At 37.4% G+C, this 18229-nt stretch carries 17 protein-coding genes and 1 rRNA gene; 5 read left to right on the top strand and 13 right to left on the bottom strand.

What is annotated here, in order from left to right; all coding sequences use genetic code 11:
* Both F606_RS0109190 and F606_RS23460 read right to left on the bottom strand, forming a co-directional pair.
* Positions 1-81, bottom strand: a 16S ribosomal RNA gene (locus tag F606_RS0109190); the annotation flags it as partial.
* Positions 82-294: 213 nt separating this feature from the next.
* The gene (locus F606_RS23460; RefSeq protein WP_211210050.1) at positions 295-438 is read right to left on the bottom strand and encodes a hypothetical protein; all 144 of its coding nucleotides are present in this window, start codon (positions 436-438) and stop codon (positions 295-297) included.
* Between the two features lie 191 nt (positions 439-629).
* Here F606_RS23460 and F606_RS0109185 point away from each other — a divergent pair, with 191 nt between their 5' ends.
* Positions 630-1598: an AEC family transporter gene (locus tag F606_RS0109185; RefSeq protein WP_019553594.1), complete on the top strand. Its 969-nt coding sequence runs from the start codon at positions 630-632 to the stop codon at positions 1596-1598.
* Positions 1599-1639: 41 nt separating this feature from the next.
* On the opposite strand, the gene bioB is transcribed toward F606_RS0109185, so the two are convergent.
* From bioB to F606_RS0109130, 10 genes are all read right to left on the bottom strand, one after another.
* Positions 1640-2608 carry a biotin synthase BioB gene (gene bioB / locus F606_RS0109180; protein WP_019553593.1) on the bottom strand — a complete coding sequence of 323 codons (969 nt, stop codon included), beginning with the start codon at positions 2606-2608 and terminating at the stop codon, positions 1640-1642.
* 236 nt (positions 2609-2844) lie between these two features.
* Positions 2845-3804, bottom strand: coding sequence for an alpha/beta hydrolase (locus tag F606_RS0109175; RefSeq protein ID WP_019553592.1), 960 nt, complete (start codon positions 3802-3804; stop codon positions 2845-2847).
* Positions 3805-3865: 61 nt separating this feature from the next.
* Entirely contained in the window at positions 3866-4669 is an 804-nt protein-coding gene (gene larE, locus F606_RS0109170) for an ATP-dependent sacrificial sulfur transferase LarE (RefSeq protein ID WP_019553591.1), read from the bottom strand.
* Positions 4666-5949 carry a nickel pincer cofactor biosynthesis protein LarC gene (larC, locus tag F606_RS0109165; protein WP_019553590.1) on the bottom strand — a complete coding sequence of 428 codons (1284 nt, stop codon included), beginning with the start codon at positions 5947-5949 and terminating at the stop codon, positions 4666-4668. Before larC ends, larE begins: the two co-directional genes overlap by 4 nt.
* Positions 5950-5954: 5 nt before the next feature.
* Entirely contained in the window at positions 5955-6710 is a 756-nt protein-coding gene (gene larB / locus F606_RS0109160; protein WP_019553589.1) for a nickel pincer cofactor biosynthesis protein LarB, read from the bottom strand.
* A gap of 227 nt (positions 6711-6937) precedes the next feature.
* On the bottom strand, positions 6938-7942 hold the full coding sequence (locus tag F606_RS0109155; protein ID WP_019553588.1) for a LacI family DNA-binding transcriptional regulator: 1005 nt from the start codon (positions 7940-7942) through the stop codon (positions 6938-6940).
* 162 nt (positions 7943-8104) lie between these two features.
* Positions 8105-8704 carry a DedA family protein gene (locus F606_RS0109150; RefSeq protein ID WP_019553587.1) on the bottom strand — a complete coding sequence of 200 codons (600 nt, stop codon included), beginning with the start codon at positions 8702-8704 and terminating at the stop codon, positions 8105-8107.
* A 245-nt stretch (positions 8705-8949) separates the two neighbouring features.
* Positions 8950-9543, bottom strand: coding sequence for a TMEM165/GDT1 family protein (locus F606_RS20885; protein WP_019553586.1), 594 nt, complete (start codon positions 9541-9543; stop codon positions 8950-8952).
* 336 nt (positions 9544-9879) lie between these two features.
* Positions 9880-10752 carry a GGDEF domain-containing protein gene (locus F606_RS0109140; RefSeq protein ID WP_019553585.1) on the bottom strand — a complete coding sequence of 291 codons (873 nt, stop codon included), beginning with the start codon at positions 10750-10752 and terminating at the stop codon, positions 9880-9882.
* A 602-nt stretch (positions 10753-11354) separates the two neighbouring features.
* Positions 11355-11891: a GNAT family N-acetyltransferase gene (locus tag F606_RS0109130; protein WP_019553583.1), complete on the bottom strand. Its 537-nt coding sequence runs from the start codon at positions 11889-11891 to the stop codon at positions 11355-11357.
* A 176-nt stretch (positions 11892-12067) separates the two neighbouring features.
* On the opposite strand from F606_RS0109130, the gene F606_RS0109125 reads away from it, so the two are divergent.
* The 4 genes from F606_RS0109125 to nrdG all read left to right on the top strand — a co-directional run bounded on the left by F606_RS0109125 (position 12068) and on the right by nrdG (position 16485).
* A complete protein-coding gene (locus F606_RS0109125) occupies positions 12068-13120 on the top strand; it encodes a mechanosensitive ion channel family protein (RefSeq protein WP_019553582.1) in 1053 nt (350 codons plus the stop codon).
* Positions 13121-13400: 280 nt separating this feature from the next.
* A complete protein-coding gene (locus F606_RS20880; RefSeq protein ID WP_019553581.1) occupies positions 13401-15662 on the top strand; it encodes an anaerobic ribonucleoside triphosphate reductase in 2262 nt (753 codons plus the stop codon).
* Between the two features lie 48 nt (positions 15663-15710).
* Positions 15711-15995 carry an anaerobic ribonucleoside-triphosphate reductase gene (nrdD, locus tag F606_RS0109110; protein WP_019553580.1) on the top strand — a complete coding sequence of 95 codons (285 nt, stop codon included), beginning with the start codon at positions 15711-15713 and terminating at the stop codon, positions 15993-15995.
* A complete protein-coding gene (nrdG, locus tag F606_RS0109105; protein WP_019553579.1) occupies positions 15982-16485 on the top strand; it encodes an anaerobic ribonucleoside-triphosphate reductase activating protein in 504 nt (167 codons plus the stop codon). The genes nrdD and nrdG overlap by 14 nt, the downstream gene beginning before the upstream one ends.
* 68 nt (positions 16486-16553) lie before the next feature.
* Here the strand turns inward: nrdG and F606_RS0109100 are convergent, their stop codons facing one another.
* Positions 16554-18086 carry a phosphohexomutase domain-containing protein gene (locus F606_RS0109100; protein WP_019553578.1) on the bottom strand — a complete coding sequence of 511 codons (1533 nt, stop codon included), beginning with the start codon at positions 18084-18086 and terminating at the stop codon, positions 16554-16556.
* Between the last annotated feature and the right edge of the window lie 143 nt (positions 18087-18229).

Raw genomic sequence — 18229 nt, 5'->3', positions numbered from 1 at the left:
AAATAAAATACTCCGTTCGACTTGCATGTGTTAAGCACGCCGCCAGCGTTCGTCCTGAGCCAGGATCAAACTCTCCAATAAATTATATTAGAGAACCTTGATAGGCTCTTTAAAAATCTAAATTATCTTTTTTGTTAAAAGAAATTGTTAGTTGTTGTTTTCAAACGCAAGCGTTCGAAAACCGCACATCTGGCTTGATACATGTTGGTGTACATATATCTTTTTGTTTTCTACATTGTTTAGTTTTCAAAGAACACATCGCTGGCACTTGCTTAAGTCAGCTTGTATAGATTATCACATCCGCAAGCGGTTGTCAATATCTTTTTCCGAAACCAATTGATGACTTGCGTTAAAGACAAGTAAATCGGTGATTTCGTTTTTTTGTTTTCGCCGTTGTTCTTGGCGACTTGTAATATGATACATGATTTTAACTTTCATGTCAATACTTTTGTTTAAATATTTTTTGTTTTATTTTTTCATATAAACGTAATAAAAATACAGCCTTTCAATTTCAAAAAGAGTTTTTTCTTTTTGCTGTCATTGTAAAAAAACTATCTAAATGGTAGGATTAATTGACTACTCTATGCATTATCGAATAATATAATCTGACGAGCAAGGAGATGTTCTTCATGGAGACTGCACAACTTAGAATTATTTTTGTATTTACTGATTTAATTTTGCCATTATTGATTGGTTATTATATACACCAAAAAAAATGGCTTAGCGGTGAATTTTGTAATGGTTTAATAAAATTTAATATTATTATTGTTTGTACCGTTTTGACAATTTTAAGTTTTTGGGTTCTGCCTTTGACCCTTGAATTGATTTGGCTTCCAGTGTTCGGTATCATCTTTTGTATTATCCCCGGTCTCATTAGTGCTTTTACGGCACTACGCCGTTACCAAAACCCCTTGGATCGTGGCAGTTATCTTGTTTCCTCTATGTTATCAAATCTAGGTACCCTAGGAGGATTATGCGCCTTCATTCTATATGGTGAAATTGGCTTTGCCTATGCCCAAATGGTCGGTATATTCCAAAATATGGTACTTGTCTTATTTTGTTTTCCATTAGCACAATATTATTATCAACAATATACGGCCACCACTACAAAAAGAACCGTGCATCTTGATTTTCGAAATATGTTTTTAAGTTGGAACCAACTACCGGTCCTGGGAATGTTTTTAGGAATGTTTCTTTATCTTGCCGACATTCCTCGTCCCGCTATCTTATCAACTGTATTTTCTTCTTTGATTCATATTGGTGCCTGGACAGCCCTGCTCCCAGTCGGTTACCTCATTAATTTACATGCTGCACAAAAATACTATCATAAAATATTCGATCTGGTTCCTATAAAATTCATATTGACGCCTTTGGTTGTGTATACTATGATTACGCACTTGTTTACTGATCAAATTATCCTTGGTACAATGATGGTTTTAGCTATCACACCTACTGCAATCAATGCCGTCATAACCGCTCGCCTCTTTAAATTAAATGTTGATTTAACAATAGCCGCGTTTATTTTGACTACAGTCATTTATTTACTAATTGTATTTCCCTTATTATTCTTTTATATAACAAGCGGAAATACATTATAAAAAAAGTTTGCATATTTTATATGCAAACTTTTTTAGTTCCTTTATTTATTAAAACCCAACCGTTCCAGCATTGCCACGTCTTCCCGAATCGTCGTACCAGAAGTCGTCAGCATATTTCCTGTAATCGAAGCACTTGCACCACCCCAAAAAGCTGTTTCGCCATTATGGGGCATAATTTTTCGACCTGCTGCTAATCTTATATTCGCTGTCGGATTAATATAACGGAAAAAGGCAATCGTTCGCAAAACATCTTCCGCTGGCATCTGAGGTAAATTTCCTAACTTTGTCCCTTTAATTGGCATTAAAGCATTAATTGGAATCGATTCAATTCCAAGTTCAGCTAAACTGATTGCCATATCAAGACGATCTTCCCACGTTTCCCCCATACCAATAATTCCGCCTGAGCATACGCATAAACCTTCAGCTTGAGCTATTTTAATTGTTTTTATTTTGTCTTCATATGTATGCGTAGAGCAAATAGATGGAAAAAATCGTTTTGATGTTTCAATATTATGATGATAACTGCTAATTCCAGCTTCATGCAGTCTTTTAAACTGCTGCGCTGTCAAAAAACCATGGGACGCACAAATATCAATATGACAGGTCTCCCGCATTTCCTTATAAGTATCAAGAGCTTTTTCAAAATCTTCACCCGATAGTGAACGGCCGGATGTTACCACGCCAAAACGATGCACGCCTTCTTTTTCATTGCACAATGCATTCGCAATAATTTCTTTTTTATCCATAAATGGATATTCTTCAATCCCCGTATGATGGCAAGCCGCCTGAGCACAATATTTGCAGTCTTCACCACAGCGACCACTGCGTCCATTGATAATCGTACATAAATCAACATGATTTCCACAAAAATGTTGACGAATCTGATCTGCCCCGCATCTCAATTCTTCTAAATCCATAGTAACAAAAAACGATAGATCTTCACACCGTTTCAAACGTCTGCCCTGAATAATTTCCGATGCAAGATTTTTTGCTTTACTTTGTTGCGTCATAAACATTGGCCTCACTTTAAAATAATAATATATTTCATTTCTATATAAGTTGCATTAAATATTCTATATGGCAATCGTCAGGAATGCCTATATACCATTCCTGCAGACTGATAGGCGAGATATAATTTTTTTAATGCATTATATACTTTATTTATTATATTTCAGCGAAGGCACTTCGTCAACCATATATTCTAATTAGGTTAACTATTGTTTCAACCAATTATTTTGCCTTACATTTATTTTCCATACTTTTCAATAAACGTTTGCACGATCTGTGTATATTGTCTGCGATCCTGATAAACTGCACAGGCGTGAATTGCTTGCGGAAATATATGCAATTCCTTGGGTCCTTTCACCGACGCATACAAGTCTTCACTCATTTTTGGCGGCACTAACGTATCCGCTCCACCATGAATAAACAGGATCGGTGTCGTAACCGCCGTGATCGCGGTAAGCGGTGACGAGCCTTGAAATGTATAGCTATTTTTATAATAGGATACTACATTACTATAAAAAAGCAATACATCTGGCAAAAAAGAATTCGCTGGCAATTTTATTTGTTCAATTATTTTCTCTTTCAACAGTGGCTCTAACTGCGAATAAGCACTATCTGCTACATAAAAAGCCACTTTATGCTGCGTTTCATCAAAACCAGCGTACATAAGCGCTGTTGCCGCCCCCATCGATACACCATGAACCCCAATGATCCCATCAGGAAATTTATGTTGCACCCAATCCACCCAAGAATCCACGTCATCTTTCTCTTGTATTCCCCAGCTAACTGCACTGCCACCGCTATCACCATGTGCTTTCGAGTCAACAAGTAAAAGATTATATCCCTCTTGTAAATACATTCTTGCATAGTCCAATCCATATAAGCGGTTTTTCGTAAACCCATGTAAAAAAATCAAAGTTTTCTGGGATTTTTGTGAATTTGGAATGTATGTTCCCTTTAATTTATAACCATGTTTCGAAACAAGTTCCACATCTTGCCAATCTTTCGTTGCTTTTCCTTCCGTTAAAAGTTCTTGATGTTTGCTATCCTCGCCCCGATGTTCCCGTACATAAGCCACATCGACTTCTTCATAAAACCAATTTCCAGCATAAAGTCCAATTCCATTGATTAAAACAATACCTATGACCATTATAAACAGCAAGAACCAGCCCATCACTCGCACAACATGCTGTTTTTTCATAAAAATGCCCCCAAAGCAAAAATTGAAAACCCACTCATTCTCAAATATGAGTGGGTTCTTTTTATAGTATTTCGTTTTGACTCCCCATCCGATACCCCTGTAAATCAAGAGTCACATAGGTAAAGCCAATTTTTTTAATTTCGCGAACGATTTCCTCATTCACATTATGCTCCAGTAAGGTCGGCAAAAACTCGGTCGCAACCTCAATCCGTGCCAAACTCCCATGATGCCGAACCCGCAGCTGTCCTTGTACATACTGTCGAACAATTTGCTCCGCATGCTCTACCTGTTTTAATCGATCCGCTGTAATTTCAAGTCCATAACTTATACGTGAAGCCAAACATGCCGCACTTGGTTTATTCCATACAGGCAGATTCCATTTTTTTGCTAAATTCCGTATATCCTTTTTGTTAAATCCAGCTATAGCAAGTGGTGATGCCACAAAATCATTTTCTCGTAAAGCTCTCATGCCTGGACGATAATCTCCATCATCATCCAGATTGGATCCTTCTACAACCTTTTTATAGCCATGTTCTTGCGCCCATGTGGTCAAAAGGGCAAAACGTTTTTCCTTACAATAATAGCAACGTTCACGATCATTTACGACAAATTTGGGATTGGCTAAGTCTTGTACCGAAATCACTTTATGTTCAATTCCAATAATTGCCGCAACTTCTTTTGCATCCGTCAATTCCTCTTGCGGCAGCAATTCCGAAGCGGCTGTAATTGCTGCCGCCTTATCGCCCAAAGCAAGCTTAGCTGCTTTAGATAAAACCGAGCTATCAACCCCCCCGGAAAAAGCAACTATGACAGATCCATAATCGCGTAAAATTTCCAGTAATTTATTTTCTTTTTCCACAATCATTTTCCTTCTTTTCTTTTTGAATATAAAGCATGCGCCATTTGCAATGCTTCTTGTTGTATCAATTTAAGAGGTACATCATGTTGCAGAGCCAATCTTTTGCAGTCTTCATACTCAACTGAAATATTGCTTACAGCATCACCATAATAACTAATTTTACAAGATATTTCTCCATAATTAGTCAAAACACTTGTTACTGTCCGTTTGGCTTCAATGCGTTCAACCTCCTGAATGCGCAGACCAATTGTCGATGTTTCCTTAAAAATAAGGTCTTGGCAAACTTGCACAAACGCATCATCAACCAGCACCGACAGAATTTGTGCCGGTCTGCTTTTTTTCATCATAATTGGTGTAATCCAAACATCTCTTGCCCCAGCTTTAAACAAACCTTCAAATACATATTCATAAACCTGTGGACTTAAATCATCAATATTGGTTTCTATTAACATTTTTTTTGATTTCTTATTTACAAACTCGATATGCCCGATATACATACGCAAAACATTTGGTATAACAAGATCCCATGTTCCCGCACCATACGCAACCATCTTATGTGTAAATCCATCTGGTAAATCTGTTGTATCCACATTCGCTAAGGCTTTAATCACAGCTGCCCCAGTTGGCGTAACCAGTTCTTTCTCAATAGTACCACAATAAAAAGAAATATTCTTGAGAAGTTCTGCCGTTGCTGGCGCTGGTACTGGCATCAAACCATGCGCACATTTCACAAAGCCGCCACCAACATTTAGTTTTGACACATATATTTTTTCAATTTGCAAATATTGAAGGCAAATTGCCGTTCCAACAATATCAACAATAGAGTCTATCGCTCCAACTTCATGAAAATGTACTTCATTAGCTGGCTTTCCATGCACTTTTCCCTCAGCTTGTGCCAATGTTTCAAAAATCAAAATACTAGTTTTCTTAACGGATAAATCCAAGGTAGACATTTCAATGAGTCGACGAATATCGGTCATAGTCCGATGTAAATGTCCATTTACCGACTCATGATGACTATGGTTATGGTCGTCATTATCATCATGGTCATGGTTGTGATGCAAAGTCACTGTTTTTGCGTGGCTTTGTAATAAATCAACCTCAACATACAAGGCTTCAATGCCATTTTTATTTACCTTTGTTACAATAAGTTGAAATTCATCTGTCAAAGATAATTTACTGAGTTCCGTCTGCAAATGGATTTCCGGTACTCCAGCCTGCAAAAATGCTCCTAAAAGCATATTACCACTAATGCCCGCAAAACAGTCCAAATAAATAGCGTTCAATTCATTCACCTCATATGATTTATGGTACTTGCTAATTTTCCCGCACCAAAACCATTATCTATATTCATTACAGCAACCCCGGCTGCACAGCTGTTAAGCATGGATAAAAGAGCTGCCAGTCCTTGAAAAGAAGCACCATAACCAATACTTGTCGGCACCGCAATTACGGGTTTATCAGTAAGTCCCCCCACAACACTTGCCAAGGCACCTTCCATTCCAGCAATTACAACAATGACATTAGCAGCATCAATCAAATATTTTTTGGCAAAAAGCCGATGAATCCCCGCCACGCCCACATCATAACAAGTAACGACAACATTCCCCATAAGTTCGGCCGTCATTTTCGCTTCTTCAGCAACCGGAATATCGCTTGTCCCGGCTGTCAAAATTAAGATACTCCGTGCCTGATCGATAGGTTTTTGCTGCCGCTTAAGAAAAATAACCCGTGCCAATTCGTTATATTCAGCTTCGGGGAGCTTGCAAAAAACCGCTTCATACATTTCTGGCGTCGCCCGAGAAGCTAAAATATTGCTTTGACTTTCCTTCGCTAAGCGTTGCATAATTTCAACAATCTGTTCAATGGTTTTTCCTTGGCAAAAAACAACTTCGGGAAAGCCTTGTCGCATGCTGCGATGATGATCCAGCTTCGCAAAACCGATATCCTCATAAGGGATTTTTTTTATTTTTTCTACTACAGCATCACCAGAAATACTGCCATCTTTAAACGCCTGGAGCAAATCTAAAATTTCTTTTTCATTCATATATTCTCACCACTTCACTCTATATCGGACTTCATATGATTTGATTCGATAAATATTTTTCTATTTTCACTATATAAAACGAATTAGAATACGCTATATATATATGATTTTATTATAATATCTAGAGTCAACTCTAAGTCAAGTCTGATTCGTCATAAATTTAAAAAAAGACCGAAAATCAGCTTCTGCCATTTCGATCTTTTTCTCACAAACTATACGGTTTCTTTTCAGGTTGAATGTCTCACAATCAATTCACACTCCAGCTCAATCAGCCGCGGTGCTGCGTTATGATTGCGATGTATCCGAAACATCATCCGTTTTACTGCTTCACGCCCAATTTTATAACTTGGTTGAGCCACAACCGTCAGGCCGCCACCAACAAGTTCTGTCCAGTTCCAATTATTGAATCCGCACAGACCCAAATCGTCCGGACAATGAATACCCATTCGTTGCAAAGCTTTTACAATATGCAGTGTAACAACACCATTGGCTGTATAAATTGCTTTTCGCTCTGAACCATTGGCATCTATAAACTGCTGTACCAGTTTTTCAACAGCCAGAGATGACTTATCTTCCATAATATATACTTGTGGTTCAATATGAAGAACTTCCTTACAGGCTGCAACATAAGCTTTATGGCGCAAAATCCTTGCACCGTTATTAAGCGGTTCCACAAACCAGCCTACTTTAGTAAAGCCACGTTGTTTTAAATGCTCCGCTACCTTTATCGTGATTGGATAATCTGCCGACCGGATTGTATCAAACATTTTTTCCTCAATTGCACGATCCGCAAGAATAAGCGGAACATTCCCCTTGCCAATTTGGCGTAAAAAATCATCATTTTGTCCCGTCGTATTAACAATAATCCCTTCAACGCGCTGATCAAGCATCGATAAAATATAATCACGTTCTTTTTTAGGGTTATCATTGGTATTCGTAATCAAAACTCCATAGCCATAACGTTCACAGCAGTCACTAATTCCTTTGAGCAAAATAGAAGAAAAAGGACTGCCAATATCCGATACAATAACACCAATAATCCGGCTGCGCTTTGATTTCAGGCTGCGTGCCAAATTATTCGGACGATAGCCAAGTTCTTCAATCACACGGGCAATTTTTTCTTTTGAGTCTTGTGACATGAATTCAAATTTACCATTTAAATATCTAGATATCGTCGTCTTTGATACTCCAGCTTTTTCGGCAACTTCTACAATGGTTATATTTTTTTTCACATTTTGTACCTCTATATTAAAATTTCATTTATTCTTAACAAATTTACGGTTCTTTATAAGTATACAATTCATTTTATAAACATTCAACCAATTCTATAGAATTACAAAATAATGAGAGAATCCATATACAGATTCTCTCATTATTATTCATTAATCTATTTTTTAATTTTGTCGTTTTTTCTTGTAGCAATACCATACCATGAGAGCAACAGCCGCTACAAAAACAAATACAAGACTCGCTTCATGACCGACCTGTCGCATAACTTGCCAATTCTCACCAAGGATCATTCCACAATACAAAATTAAGATCGTCCATGGCAGAGAACCTAAAAACGTATAAAATATAAACTGTTTAAATGACACTTTGGCAAAACCAGCTGGAAGTGAAATAAAGGTTCTGACCACTGGCAAAATCCGACTGAAAAATACAGCTTTAATACCATATTTATCAAACCAACGCTGTGCTGTATCAACATGGGATGGTGACATTAAAAAATACTTTCCATATTTATTAACAAAAGGTCGGCCACCATAATAACCAACATAATAAGCAAAAATTGAACCTAGCATCCCGCCAATCATTCCAGCAACTACCGCACCCGAAAAATCCATCTGTCCGGCAAAAACAAGATAACCGGCAAAACCTAAAACAAGTTCGCTCGGAATCGGGATACAAGCATTTTCCATCGCCATTAATACAGCAACAGCAACGTATCCCCATGTACTAATAAAATCAAGAAAAATTTGTGATAGTTGTTCCATTCAATCCTTCTCTCCCTGCCTGTAAGCATGTTTAATAAATTTATTTAAAGATCACTCTATTTAAAGTATACACTATCAATACAAAATCATAAAATTTTTTCTGTATAAGCTGCGTTAAATATTCTATATCGCAATCGTCAGAAATGGAGTATAGATTCCATATATCCCATTTCTAGCAGATTGATAGGCTAGATGTAATTAATTTATTTAATGCATTATATAAATTATACAAAAATAGTTTTTCACTAAAAAGAACTCGATACGCTAACCCCTGATGCCTGAACCGCCATTGCTTCATATAACCCAAATAGCCCAAACGCAATAAAAATAATAGCCGCGCCCCACTTCATCGTCTTTTCGGGAATCTTTTTATTTAAAACAATTCCAAGGGCAATTCCCAATCCATCTGCCAGCATCATACCAGTCGTCGTCCCCAGCCAAATGGGAATAATCGCATTAAATTGCGCCGCTAAGGCAATTGTGGCAAACTGCGTCTTATCTCCCATTTCTGCCAAAAAAAATGCGATTGCCACGGTCCAAAACGGTCCGTGCCTGGAATCACTGGCCTCGTCCCTTAATTCATCACCACGAATTGTCCATAAACCAAATACGATAAAAGATAGTGCTGCGGCAATTTGAATATAATACAAGGGAATAAATTCATTTAAATACGCCCCAACAACCACCGCTAATAAATGGTTAAAAACTGTAGCCACAAAAACCCCTTTCATTACCACTTTCCAAGGATATTTCGTAGCAAATGCCATAGCTAAAAGCTGCGTCTTATCTCCCATTTCAGCTAAAACAACAAAAACTAACGCGGTTAAAAAAGCTGTCATCTTATTCTCTCCTTCTTTCGACCAAACACGAAATAACAACTTTAGAAAATGATTCCATAAAAAAAAGCGAGACCTTTAGCGTGATAAAAAATAATCACGCTAAAGGTCTCGCTTTTGATTTATAAAATCAATCAGATAAGCCAGATAGCATTACACCACCAGTATGTTGACTTATCCCAAAGAGCTACTCCCCTTTAGTAAAATACACATTCAAATCGTACTAAAAAATGACCCAACTGTCAAGATAAAAAAGCTGACAACCATGCATCCGCATCATTGTCAGCCCTTTGCTTTCATAGATTCTTCATCATAAAACAAGTTTTAAATTCAATCCTTTTACTTTAATTTTTTGATCTTTTCTTCAATATGTTCTAACAGTTCAATATAAGATGCTCCATTATGAGGATAAATCGCTGCCCCCACACTACACGTTGCATCCGGCGCATAAAGTTCTGAATTTCCGCCATTGAAAATGCCACTTAGCTTGCCTGCTTTGATATCAACAATACCAATTTCAGCAATATCTTTCATCAATACAACAAACCGCGAGCCGCCCACACGTCCCAGGATATCACTACAACGAAATAATTTTTGAATTTCTTTACTCAAACCATGCAAAACTTGGTCACCATAATGGTGCCCCCTCGTATCATTAATTTGCTGAAAATTATCAATATCTAATAGCAAAAGCGCACTTACGACCTGACCGCCTTTTCCTGATAAATAAAGATCAATGGCTTTTTCTGTACCCGCACGATTATACAGCCCCGTAAGTGGATCTTGTTCTGAACGAAAACGCAGTGTATCACATTCGCGCATCCTTTCATCGACATTCCACATAACACCAATTGTATGCGTGATTTTACCAGCATCATCTTTGATTTGTTCACTCGTAATTTCATACCAGTAAAATTTTCCTTGTGGATTCAACGGCAAATCGATAAGCACTTCTTGGGATTTACAATTTTGTCCTGTATAAATTGCCAAAAGTTTATCAAAAAAATCAACATGTACGAGATTTCTATTCACCGTGAAAAGTTTTTTGCGATACTGCTCAATGCATTTCTTATCATGGGGATGTTTTGCATCACTAAAAGCCATGATATCTTTTGCAATATCATATTCATACGTAATGGCATCCAGATGTGTTAACAGTAAATGGTAGCGTTCCTTATCATAATGTAATCTTGACTCTAAACATGCTTCCATGATTATATGCCCTCCTTTCAAGGCCAATAAATTCATAACATAAAGCAAGCGGATGAATCACATAAAGAATTTTTTATTTTTACCAAATATTCGGTTTTTTCATTTAGTAAAAACAGACTCGTTCCCCCAGAAAAGTAATCCAAAGAACTTCTTATTTAAAATTCCAAAGTAACCCTCCAGTCTAACTTTATCTTGTTTTCATTATACAACAAAGTACATTTCTCTGTACACATTTATGTCCCTTTTGATAAAATTTTATATTCTTTTTCATGGAAACTATTGTATAATTAAGGTATTAACTTACTTTATCCAATAGCAGCTTCAAACTATTTCCGCCGTGAGCCAATCAGGAGGATTTTATGGAGAAAAATAATAATGGAATATTGAAATTTTTGATTTTTGTACTGCTTGGATTTCTCTTCACATGGGCTGTCTCACATTTGTATTTTATACACTTAATGGATTTCAAAAAAACAATGGGCCCTTCATAATTTTCCATTAAATTTCTTTCATAAGTAAAAACTGACAATAAAAGACAAATTTATTTCACGTAACAGAAAGCATACCAAGAGGATCACCCGTTAAAGTGATCCTCTTCAATGTTATGCTTTTTTTCCGTTTTGTACACTGAAGTATTCTCGATCCAAAATGCCTAAAATTACAAGATTTTCATAAATTCCATCGGTCAAAATTGTTTCTCTGATAAGCCCTTCTCGCTGAAAACCAGCTTTCTCATAAACATGCAAGGCCCTTGCGTTATGATCTTTGCAATCGAGCCAAGCGCGATGAAACTTAAGATCATCAAACGCCCATGAAAGCAACATTTGCAGTGTTTCCTGTCCATAACCTTTTCCTTTTACTGCTAAAATAATCCGCGTAAATTCAATTTCTTTGGCTGGATTATCAAGACCGGCAATCATCAAAAATCCTACTTGTTCAAGACCGTCGAGCGTTTCTATAATAAGGTGCACGGCCCCTTTTGTATTGAGTGTCGACATATGTGTGGCACGTGTATAAGGAATAACGTATTTTGCGTTGTCCGATATATATTCAACATCCATAATATAGTCCAAATCTACTTCATCAGCTTGGCGAAAACGCAAGCGTTGTCCTGCTTTTACAATCATTTCTTTTTTCATATTCTGCCCTCATTTCATTTCGTTCTTCCTAGTAATCGTTAGCTAAAAAGTTAAAAAGTCCTGCACAAAAGCAACAAATTTCCTACTAATCAAAATTTCTGTTTTGTAGTATAATGATTGAGCGTAACATTTTTGTCATAAACAAAAGTGAATTTTTCTTTTAGGAGGGCCTCCCTTTGTTCTATGATTTAACTATAAACTGGCAACATATATTCCAGATACTTTTTATTCCTCTATGTATCCAGATTGCCGCCTTGGGCATCGGTATTTTTTTAAATAAGCTTATAAACCGTAAGCTTAACAGCAAATTAGCATTAAAACCAGAATCCATACAATATGTTTTTGTCAATGCATTACGTGGTATGTCTATTTCCTGGTGCTCTGGTGTTGGTCTTTATTGGACCATTCACGCCCTCGACATTCCCCCGACCGTGCAGCAAATGCTTTCTTATATTCTATTCACGGTCATCATTTTTACGCTTACACGGGTGATCGCACGAACCCTGGTCGGAATGATCGATATGCAGACAAAACGAAGCAGCCCGGAAATGCCTAAAACTTCACTTTTAACCAATACCGTCAATATTATTATCTATACCATAGGCATCCTCGTCATATTGCAGTCTTATGGTATTTCGATTACCCCAATCATAACCGCATTGGGGGTTGGCGGTATGGCCTTGGCCTTAGGGCTTCAGGAGACTTTAACGAATATTTTTTCCGGTTTGCATTTAATTCTTTCCAAACAACTCCGCTTAGGTGATTATATTGAACTCAGTACGGGGGAAGTCGGCTGTGTTAAAGATATTACGTGGCGTTTTACTTCTATTCAATCACTATCCAATAATATCATTATCGTTCCGAATCAAAAAATTGCCTCAGCAATTTTAACGAATTACAGTATGCCAAAACAAGATATTTCTGTCCGTATTGCCGTTGGCATAAGTTATGATAGTGACTTAGATGAAGTGGAACGTATCACATTAGAAGTAGCACGCGAGATTATGCAGCTAGATGAAGGGGCTATCAATTATGAACCGTCTATATCTTTTCATACATTTGCCGAGTATAGTATAAATTTTAATGTCTTTTTACGGGCCAGCCAATTTTCGAATCAATACCTGTTAAAACACGAATTCATAAAAGCCTTAACAAAACGCTATCGTAAGGAAGGTATTGTCATCCCCTTCCCGATTCGAACAATTCATCAGGAAAAACAGTCCACCTAGTTAAAAAATTTGCCAGCTGATCATACTCTGGCAAATTTTTCAATAAAAAGTTTTATACAAAATAATCTTCAGCCCCTGCTGTAAGTGCACGAAACATCTTGTAAATGAGTAAGATTACCTAACATAACAATGCACTTTATTTGTATTATTATAAATAAAGTCGCCTTGGATAATACTACATGTAGTATTATCCATTGACACAAATCAATACATATAGTAATATAATCTGTATTCAATAGAAATCAGTCAGAGTAAATTTGAGAGAAAAGAGATTGTATAAATGATACAAAACATCACGAAACGCAATGGTGACATAGTCACATTCGACCCAGCAAAAATAACAGATGCCATTCGTAAAGCAAATCTTGAATCAATTGACGCTACTTTTTCATTGCAACAGGTAGATGACATTACAAAACAAGTCATAGCAAAATTTAATGAAAATAAAACTCCAAATGTTGAACAAATCCAAGATGTTGTCGAACAAGTTTTAATTGCTTGTAACTATGCCAGTACAGCCAAAGCATATATTTTGTATCGAGCTGAACATGCAAAAATACGCCAAGCAAAAGTAGACCTTATGGCTATCTATAATGAATTGACTTTCAAAAATGCAAAAGATGCGGATATTAAGCGCGAAAATGCCAATATTGATGCGGATACAGCAATGGGAACAATGCTTAAATATGGTTCTGAAGGTTCAAAGTATTTCATCGATAACTATATTCTGCCAAAAGACATCGCTGCAGCGCACATCAATGGCGACATTCATATTCACGATAAAGATTTTTACATGCTGACAGAAACATGTTGTCAGATTGATCTCATTAAATTATTTCATAATGGTTTTTCGACAGGGCATGGCTTTTTACGTGAGCCAAACGATATTCGTTCCTATGCCGCTCTTGCCTGTATAGCAATTCAGGCAAATCAAAATGAAATGCATGGTGGCCAATCCGTACCAAATTTTGATTATGCAATGGCACCAGGTGTTGCAAAAACTTTTCAGAAACAATACATAAAATCCTTTGCTCAATATTTAGCAATCATAACCGAGATGCCGTTAGAAGATGCTGAGTTATTAGCAAAAACAGCAGCAAAAAACATTCCAACAAAAATTCGAATGAGTTCTGTAAAACAAGTACGCACAGATATGATTACCTATCTGCCAAAACACCAAAAGGAACTACATTTTCAGGAAATCACCGCGGACCAAGCTGCTAAAACACATGATTATGCAGTAAAAACAGCTCTCGTTGATACCGAGAAAGCCACCTACCAAGCTATGGAAGCTTTTGTTCACAATCTCAATACAATGAATTCTCGTGCTGGTGCTCAAGTTCCTTTTAGCTCCGTTAATTATGGCACAGATACATCACTTGAAGCACAAATGGCGATTCGCAATCTTTTGCTTGCCACCGATGCCGGTTTAGGAAATGGTGAAACACCTATTTTCCCAGTACAAATTTTTAAAGTAAAAGAAGGAATCAATTATAATCAAGGTGATCCAAACTATGAGCTCTATAAACTAGCTATAAAGACATCCGCAAAACGTCTTTTCCCAAATTTCAGTTTCATTGATGCTCCTTTCAACTTACAATATTATAAAGAGGGCGACTATGACACTGAAATCGCTTATATGGGCTGTCGGACGAGAGTTATGGGTAATGTTTATGATAAAACTCGTGAAACAACATGCGGTCGCGGTAATTTAAGTTTTACCAGTGTTAACTTACCACGTATTGCTATCGAAGCAAAAGGAGATTTAAAAAAATTCTATACTGGTCTTGATGAAATTATAGAACTTGTTATTCGTCAACTTTTGCATCGCTTTAAAATCCAATGTACAAAAAAAGGTCGTAATTATCCATTTTTAATGGGGCAAGGTATTTGGATTGATTCAGATGACATTGGCCGTGATGACACTGTCGCTGAAATCCTCAAACACGGGTCATTGTCCATGGGATTTATTGGTCTTGCTGAAACATTAAAAGCACTGATCGGCAAACATCATGGTGAATCCGCCGAAGCACAAAAACTAGGGCTTGAAATTATTGGTTATATGCGAAAACGCATGGATGATGAGGCGGAAAAATCGGGTCTCAACTTTACACTTTTGGCAACACCAGCGGAAGGTCTCAGCGGTCGTTTCGTAAAATTGGATAAACAAATTTATGGTGTAATTCCAGGTGTAACCGATCGAGATTATTATACAAACTCCTTCCATGTACCTGTCTATTATTCCATAAAGGCTTTCAAAAAGATCCAAATCGAAGGTCCTTATCACAACTTGACAAATGCTGGCCATATTAGTTATGTAGAAATGGATGGCGATCCAACAAAAAACCTTGCTGCGTTTGAAGCGATTATCCGTTGCATGCATGACAGCGGTATTGGTTATGGTTCTGTCAATCACCCCATTGATCGTGACCCGATTTGCGGCTATAATGGCATCATTGACAATGTATGTCCAAAATGCGGCCGCAGTGAAAAAGATCATATGCTCAGAATGCTGATTCCCAGGATGCAATGCTGCAATTAACTGCATCCTGATAAATAAATGAATTTAAATAAAAGGGGAGAATTTATTATGTTAGTAAATGGTATTGAAGTTACAGTAAATGGATTTGAAAATATGTCTGAAACAGAGGTTGTCGGTTATATAAATCATATTCAATCACAAACCAATGAAGTCATTGAAACTGTCTCTATTTCCGATGCAGGCAGAGGCGATATTGCGCTCGATTATAAGCTTCGCCCCGCAAAATTTGAACGAATCCGCCGCATTACAGGGTATCTAGTCGGTACGACAGACCGTTGGAACAACGCCAAACGCTCTGAAGAACACGATCGTGTGAAACATGGTCTCAATTAAGATTGCTGGAACAGTTGATGAATCCGTAGTTGATGGCGAAGGGATTCGCTTCACTATATTTACCCAAGGCTGCCCTCATAAATGTGAAGGCTGCCATAATCCGCATACGCATGATTACACCGCAGGAAAAAATGTCACGATTGAAAAACTTTTTACGGAAATTTGTGAAAACCCCTTATTACAAGGTGTAACCTTTAGCGGTGGTGAACCATTTTTGCAACCCGAACCACTCGCAACACTCGCAAAAATGCTTCATAAAAAAGGTTTTGATGTCACAACCTACACCGGTTACACACTCGAAGAACTTCAAGCCATGAATTCCATCATGGTCAATGCGCTGCTTGACGAGACGGATGTTTTAATCGATGGTAAATTCATAATCGCCGAACGAGATTTAACTCTACAATTTCGTGGCAGCCGCAATCAACGTTTGATTGACATGAAGCAAACTCGTGAACAAGGCAAGATCATACGAAAAGAATTTAATTAAAAAAACGGTTAGATTTGTTCAAAATGAACAAATCTAACCGTTTTTTATGGAACGAACACATTAGCGAATTAGACAACGAGTACATTCAGCGTATTCTTATCAAGATTTACACAGCCTTCCAGCATTGTCTTAACCAGATCTAAGATATTTTTGCAATCACCCGAACGATGCCCTTCTATATTTAATGCCATAACCGGATCATGTAACGATGTGCGTAAAAGTGCCCAACCTTGAATTGTTTCTCCAAAAAACGCGACTCGTACCCCTTCATAAGAATTAGGCACAACAAAAAGTCCCTTCTCTTTCGCGCACTTTTCAAATACAGCCAAGATATACTGACCATATGTATGAAAATCATTATCTAAAATCTTCATTCGAAATTCGTAGTCTGCATAAGGATGCTTGAGCCTGGCGATCAAAGCCGAAAGTTCTTTATGCTGCCGCTTTAAATGAACTGCTTCAATAATAATTTTCACAGCTAAATACGAACCATCATCTAAATAATAATTTTCTTTCAATGCACCATGTCCTGACGTTTCAATCGCCAGCGGTGACAGCACCCCAGAATTATTTAAACGAATACATTCATTAATAACATTTTTGTACCCACGTTTAAAGCGCCGGTGCTTTAAGCCAAGATCTTTTTCAATAAACTCCGTCAGCATATCTGATGTCACAGAATCGGTAACAATCGTACTATCAGGAGCTTCTCGAGCCACAATCGCTGCCATCATTGCAATAATTGCATTACGGCTTACCACCGTTCCATCTTTCAAAACAGCTGACATCCGATCAACGTCTGTATCAAAAATAATGCCTAAATCTGCTTTTGATTGTAAAACTGCATTTTGCAAAGAAAGCATCGCTTTTTCATCTTCTGGATTCGGTATATGATTAGGAAAATATCCATCCGGTTCAAGAAACTGACTACCGGAAATGTCCGCTCCAAGTTTTTCAAGCACTTGTGTTGCAAAAAATCCGCCAGCCCCATTTCCCGCATCCACAATAATATGCAATCCCTCAAGCGGTTTCTCCTGATCGCGCGAATCAATACTTTTACAAATTTTTTCACATAAACTGGTACTATATATTTGAATAAGATTGACTTTATCCACTCTTTTTATGTCAGCCTCACCAGGTGGACATGAAACTGAACTATCCAGCAATTCAGTAATTTCAGTTTTTTCAAGTCCACCCATTTTTGTAAAAAATTTCATTCCATTCCGATTGTATGGTAAATGACTTGCCGTAAGCATAATCGCTCCATCAAAGTTCAGTTCCGTAAAAATTGTCGACATAAACATCGCTGGCGTAGATGCTAATCCACAATCAAAAGGATTCGCTTTTAATGACGTAACTGCCTTTAATACTTGTACTTTAAAACGTTCTGCCGAAATACGCGAATCATGACCTACACCTATCTTAAGCTGCGAAACGTCCTTTTCAGTTCGTGCTGCCAGCCAGTGAACAAAGGCTCCCGCAATACGATTTACGGCCTCATCCGTTAATGTAATCGCTTCACCACTGACTCCAGCCATAGCCACACCACGAACATCACTCCCATTTTGCAATTCCAGCAAATTTTGTCTAGATAATGACACATAATCACCCCATGTTTTACATATTACCTATAAAAAAGCAGGCTCTATAATATAGCGTCTCTTATAAAATAATATTCCCGAAAAAGTGAAATTTACCTGCTATGACGTAGAGAATATTTTATTGAAAATATTCTCTACGTCAT

The sequence above is a fragment of the Propionispira raffinosivorans DSM 20765 genome (assembly GCF_000381065.1).
Taxonomy (GTDB): domain Bacteria; phylum Bacillota; class Negativicutes; order Selenomonadales; family Selenomonadaceae; genus Propionispira; species Propionispira raffinosivorans.
The sequence above is the reverse complement of the archived record's forward strand: the minus strand, read 5'-3'. Positions and strand labels throughout refer to the sequence as shown.

Coding starts and splice junctions, on each gene's coding strand:
- F606_RS23460 (WP_211210050.1), bottom strand. CDS start 438: ATGAAAGTTAAAATCATGTATCATATTACAAGTCGCCAAGAACAACGG.
- F606_RS0109185 (WP_019553594.1), top strand. CDS start 630: ATGGAGACTGCACAACTTAGAATTATTTTTGTATTTACTGATTTAATT.
- bioB (WP_019553593.1), bottom strand. CDS start 2,608: ATGACGCAACAAAGTAAAGCAAAAAATCTTGCATCGGAAATTATTCAG.
- F606_RS0109175 (WP_019553592.1), bottom strand. CDS start 3,804: ATGAAAAAACAGCATGTTGTGCGAGTGATGGGCTGGTTCTTGCTGTTT.
- larE (WP_019553591.1), bottom strand. CDS start 4,669: ATGATTGTGGAAAAAGAAAATAAATTACTGGAAATTTTACGCGATTAT.
- larB (WP_019553589.1), bottom strand. CDS start 6,710: ATGAATGAAAAAGAAATTTTAGATTTGCTCCAGGCGTTTAAAGATGGC.
- F606_RS0109150 (WP_019553587.1), bottom strand. CDS start 8,704: ATGGAACAACTATCACAAATTTTTCTTGATTTTATTAGTACATGGGGA.
- F606_RS20885 (WP_019553586.1), bottom strand. CDS start 9,543: ATGACAGCTTTTTTAACCGCGTTAGTTTTTGTTGTTTTAGCTGAAATG.
- F606_RS0109140 (WP_019553585.1), bottom strand. CDS start 10,752: ATGGAAGCATGTTTAGAGTCAAGATTACATTATGATAAGGAACGCTAC.
- F606_RS0109130 (WP_019553583.1), bottom strand. CDS start 11,891: ATGAAAAAAGAAATGATTGTAAAAGCAGGACAACGCTTGCGTTTTCGC.
- F606_RS20880 (WP_019553581.1), top strand. CDS start 13,401: ATGATACAAAACATCACGAAACGCAATGGTGACATAGTCACATTCGAC.
- nrdD (WP_019553580.1), top strand. CDS start 15,711: ATGTTAGTAAATGGTATTGAAGTTACAGTAAATGGATTTGAAAATATG.
- nrdG (WP_019553579.1), top strand. CDS start 15,982: ATGGTCTCAATTAAGATTGCTGGAACAGTTGATGAATCCGTAGTTGAT.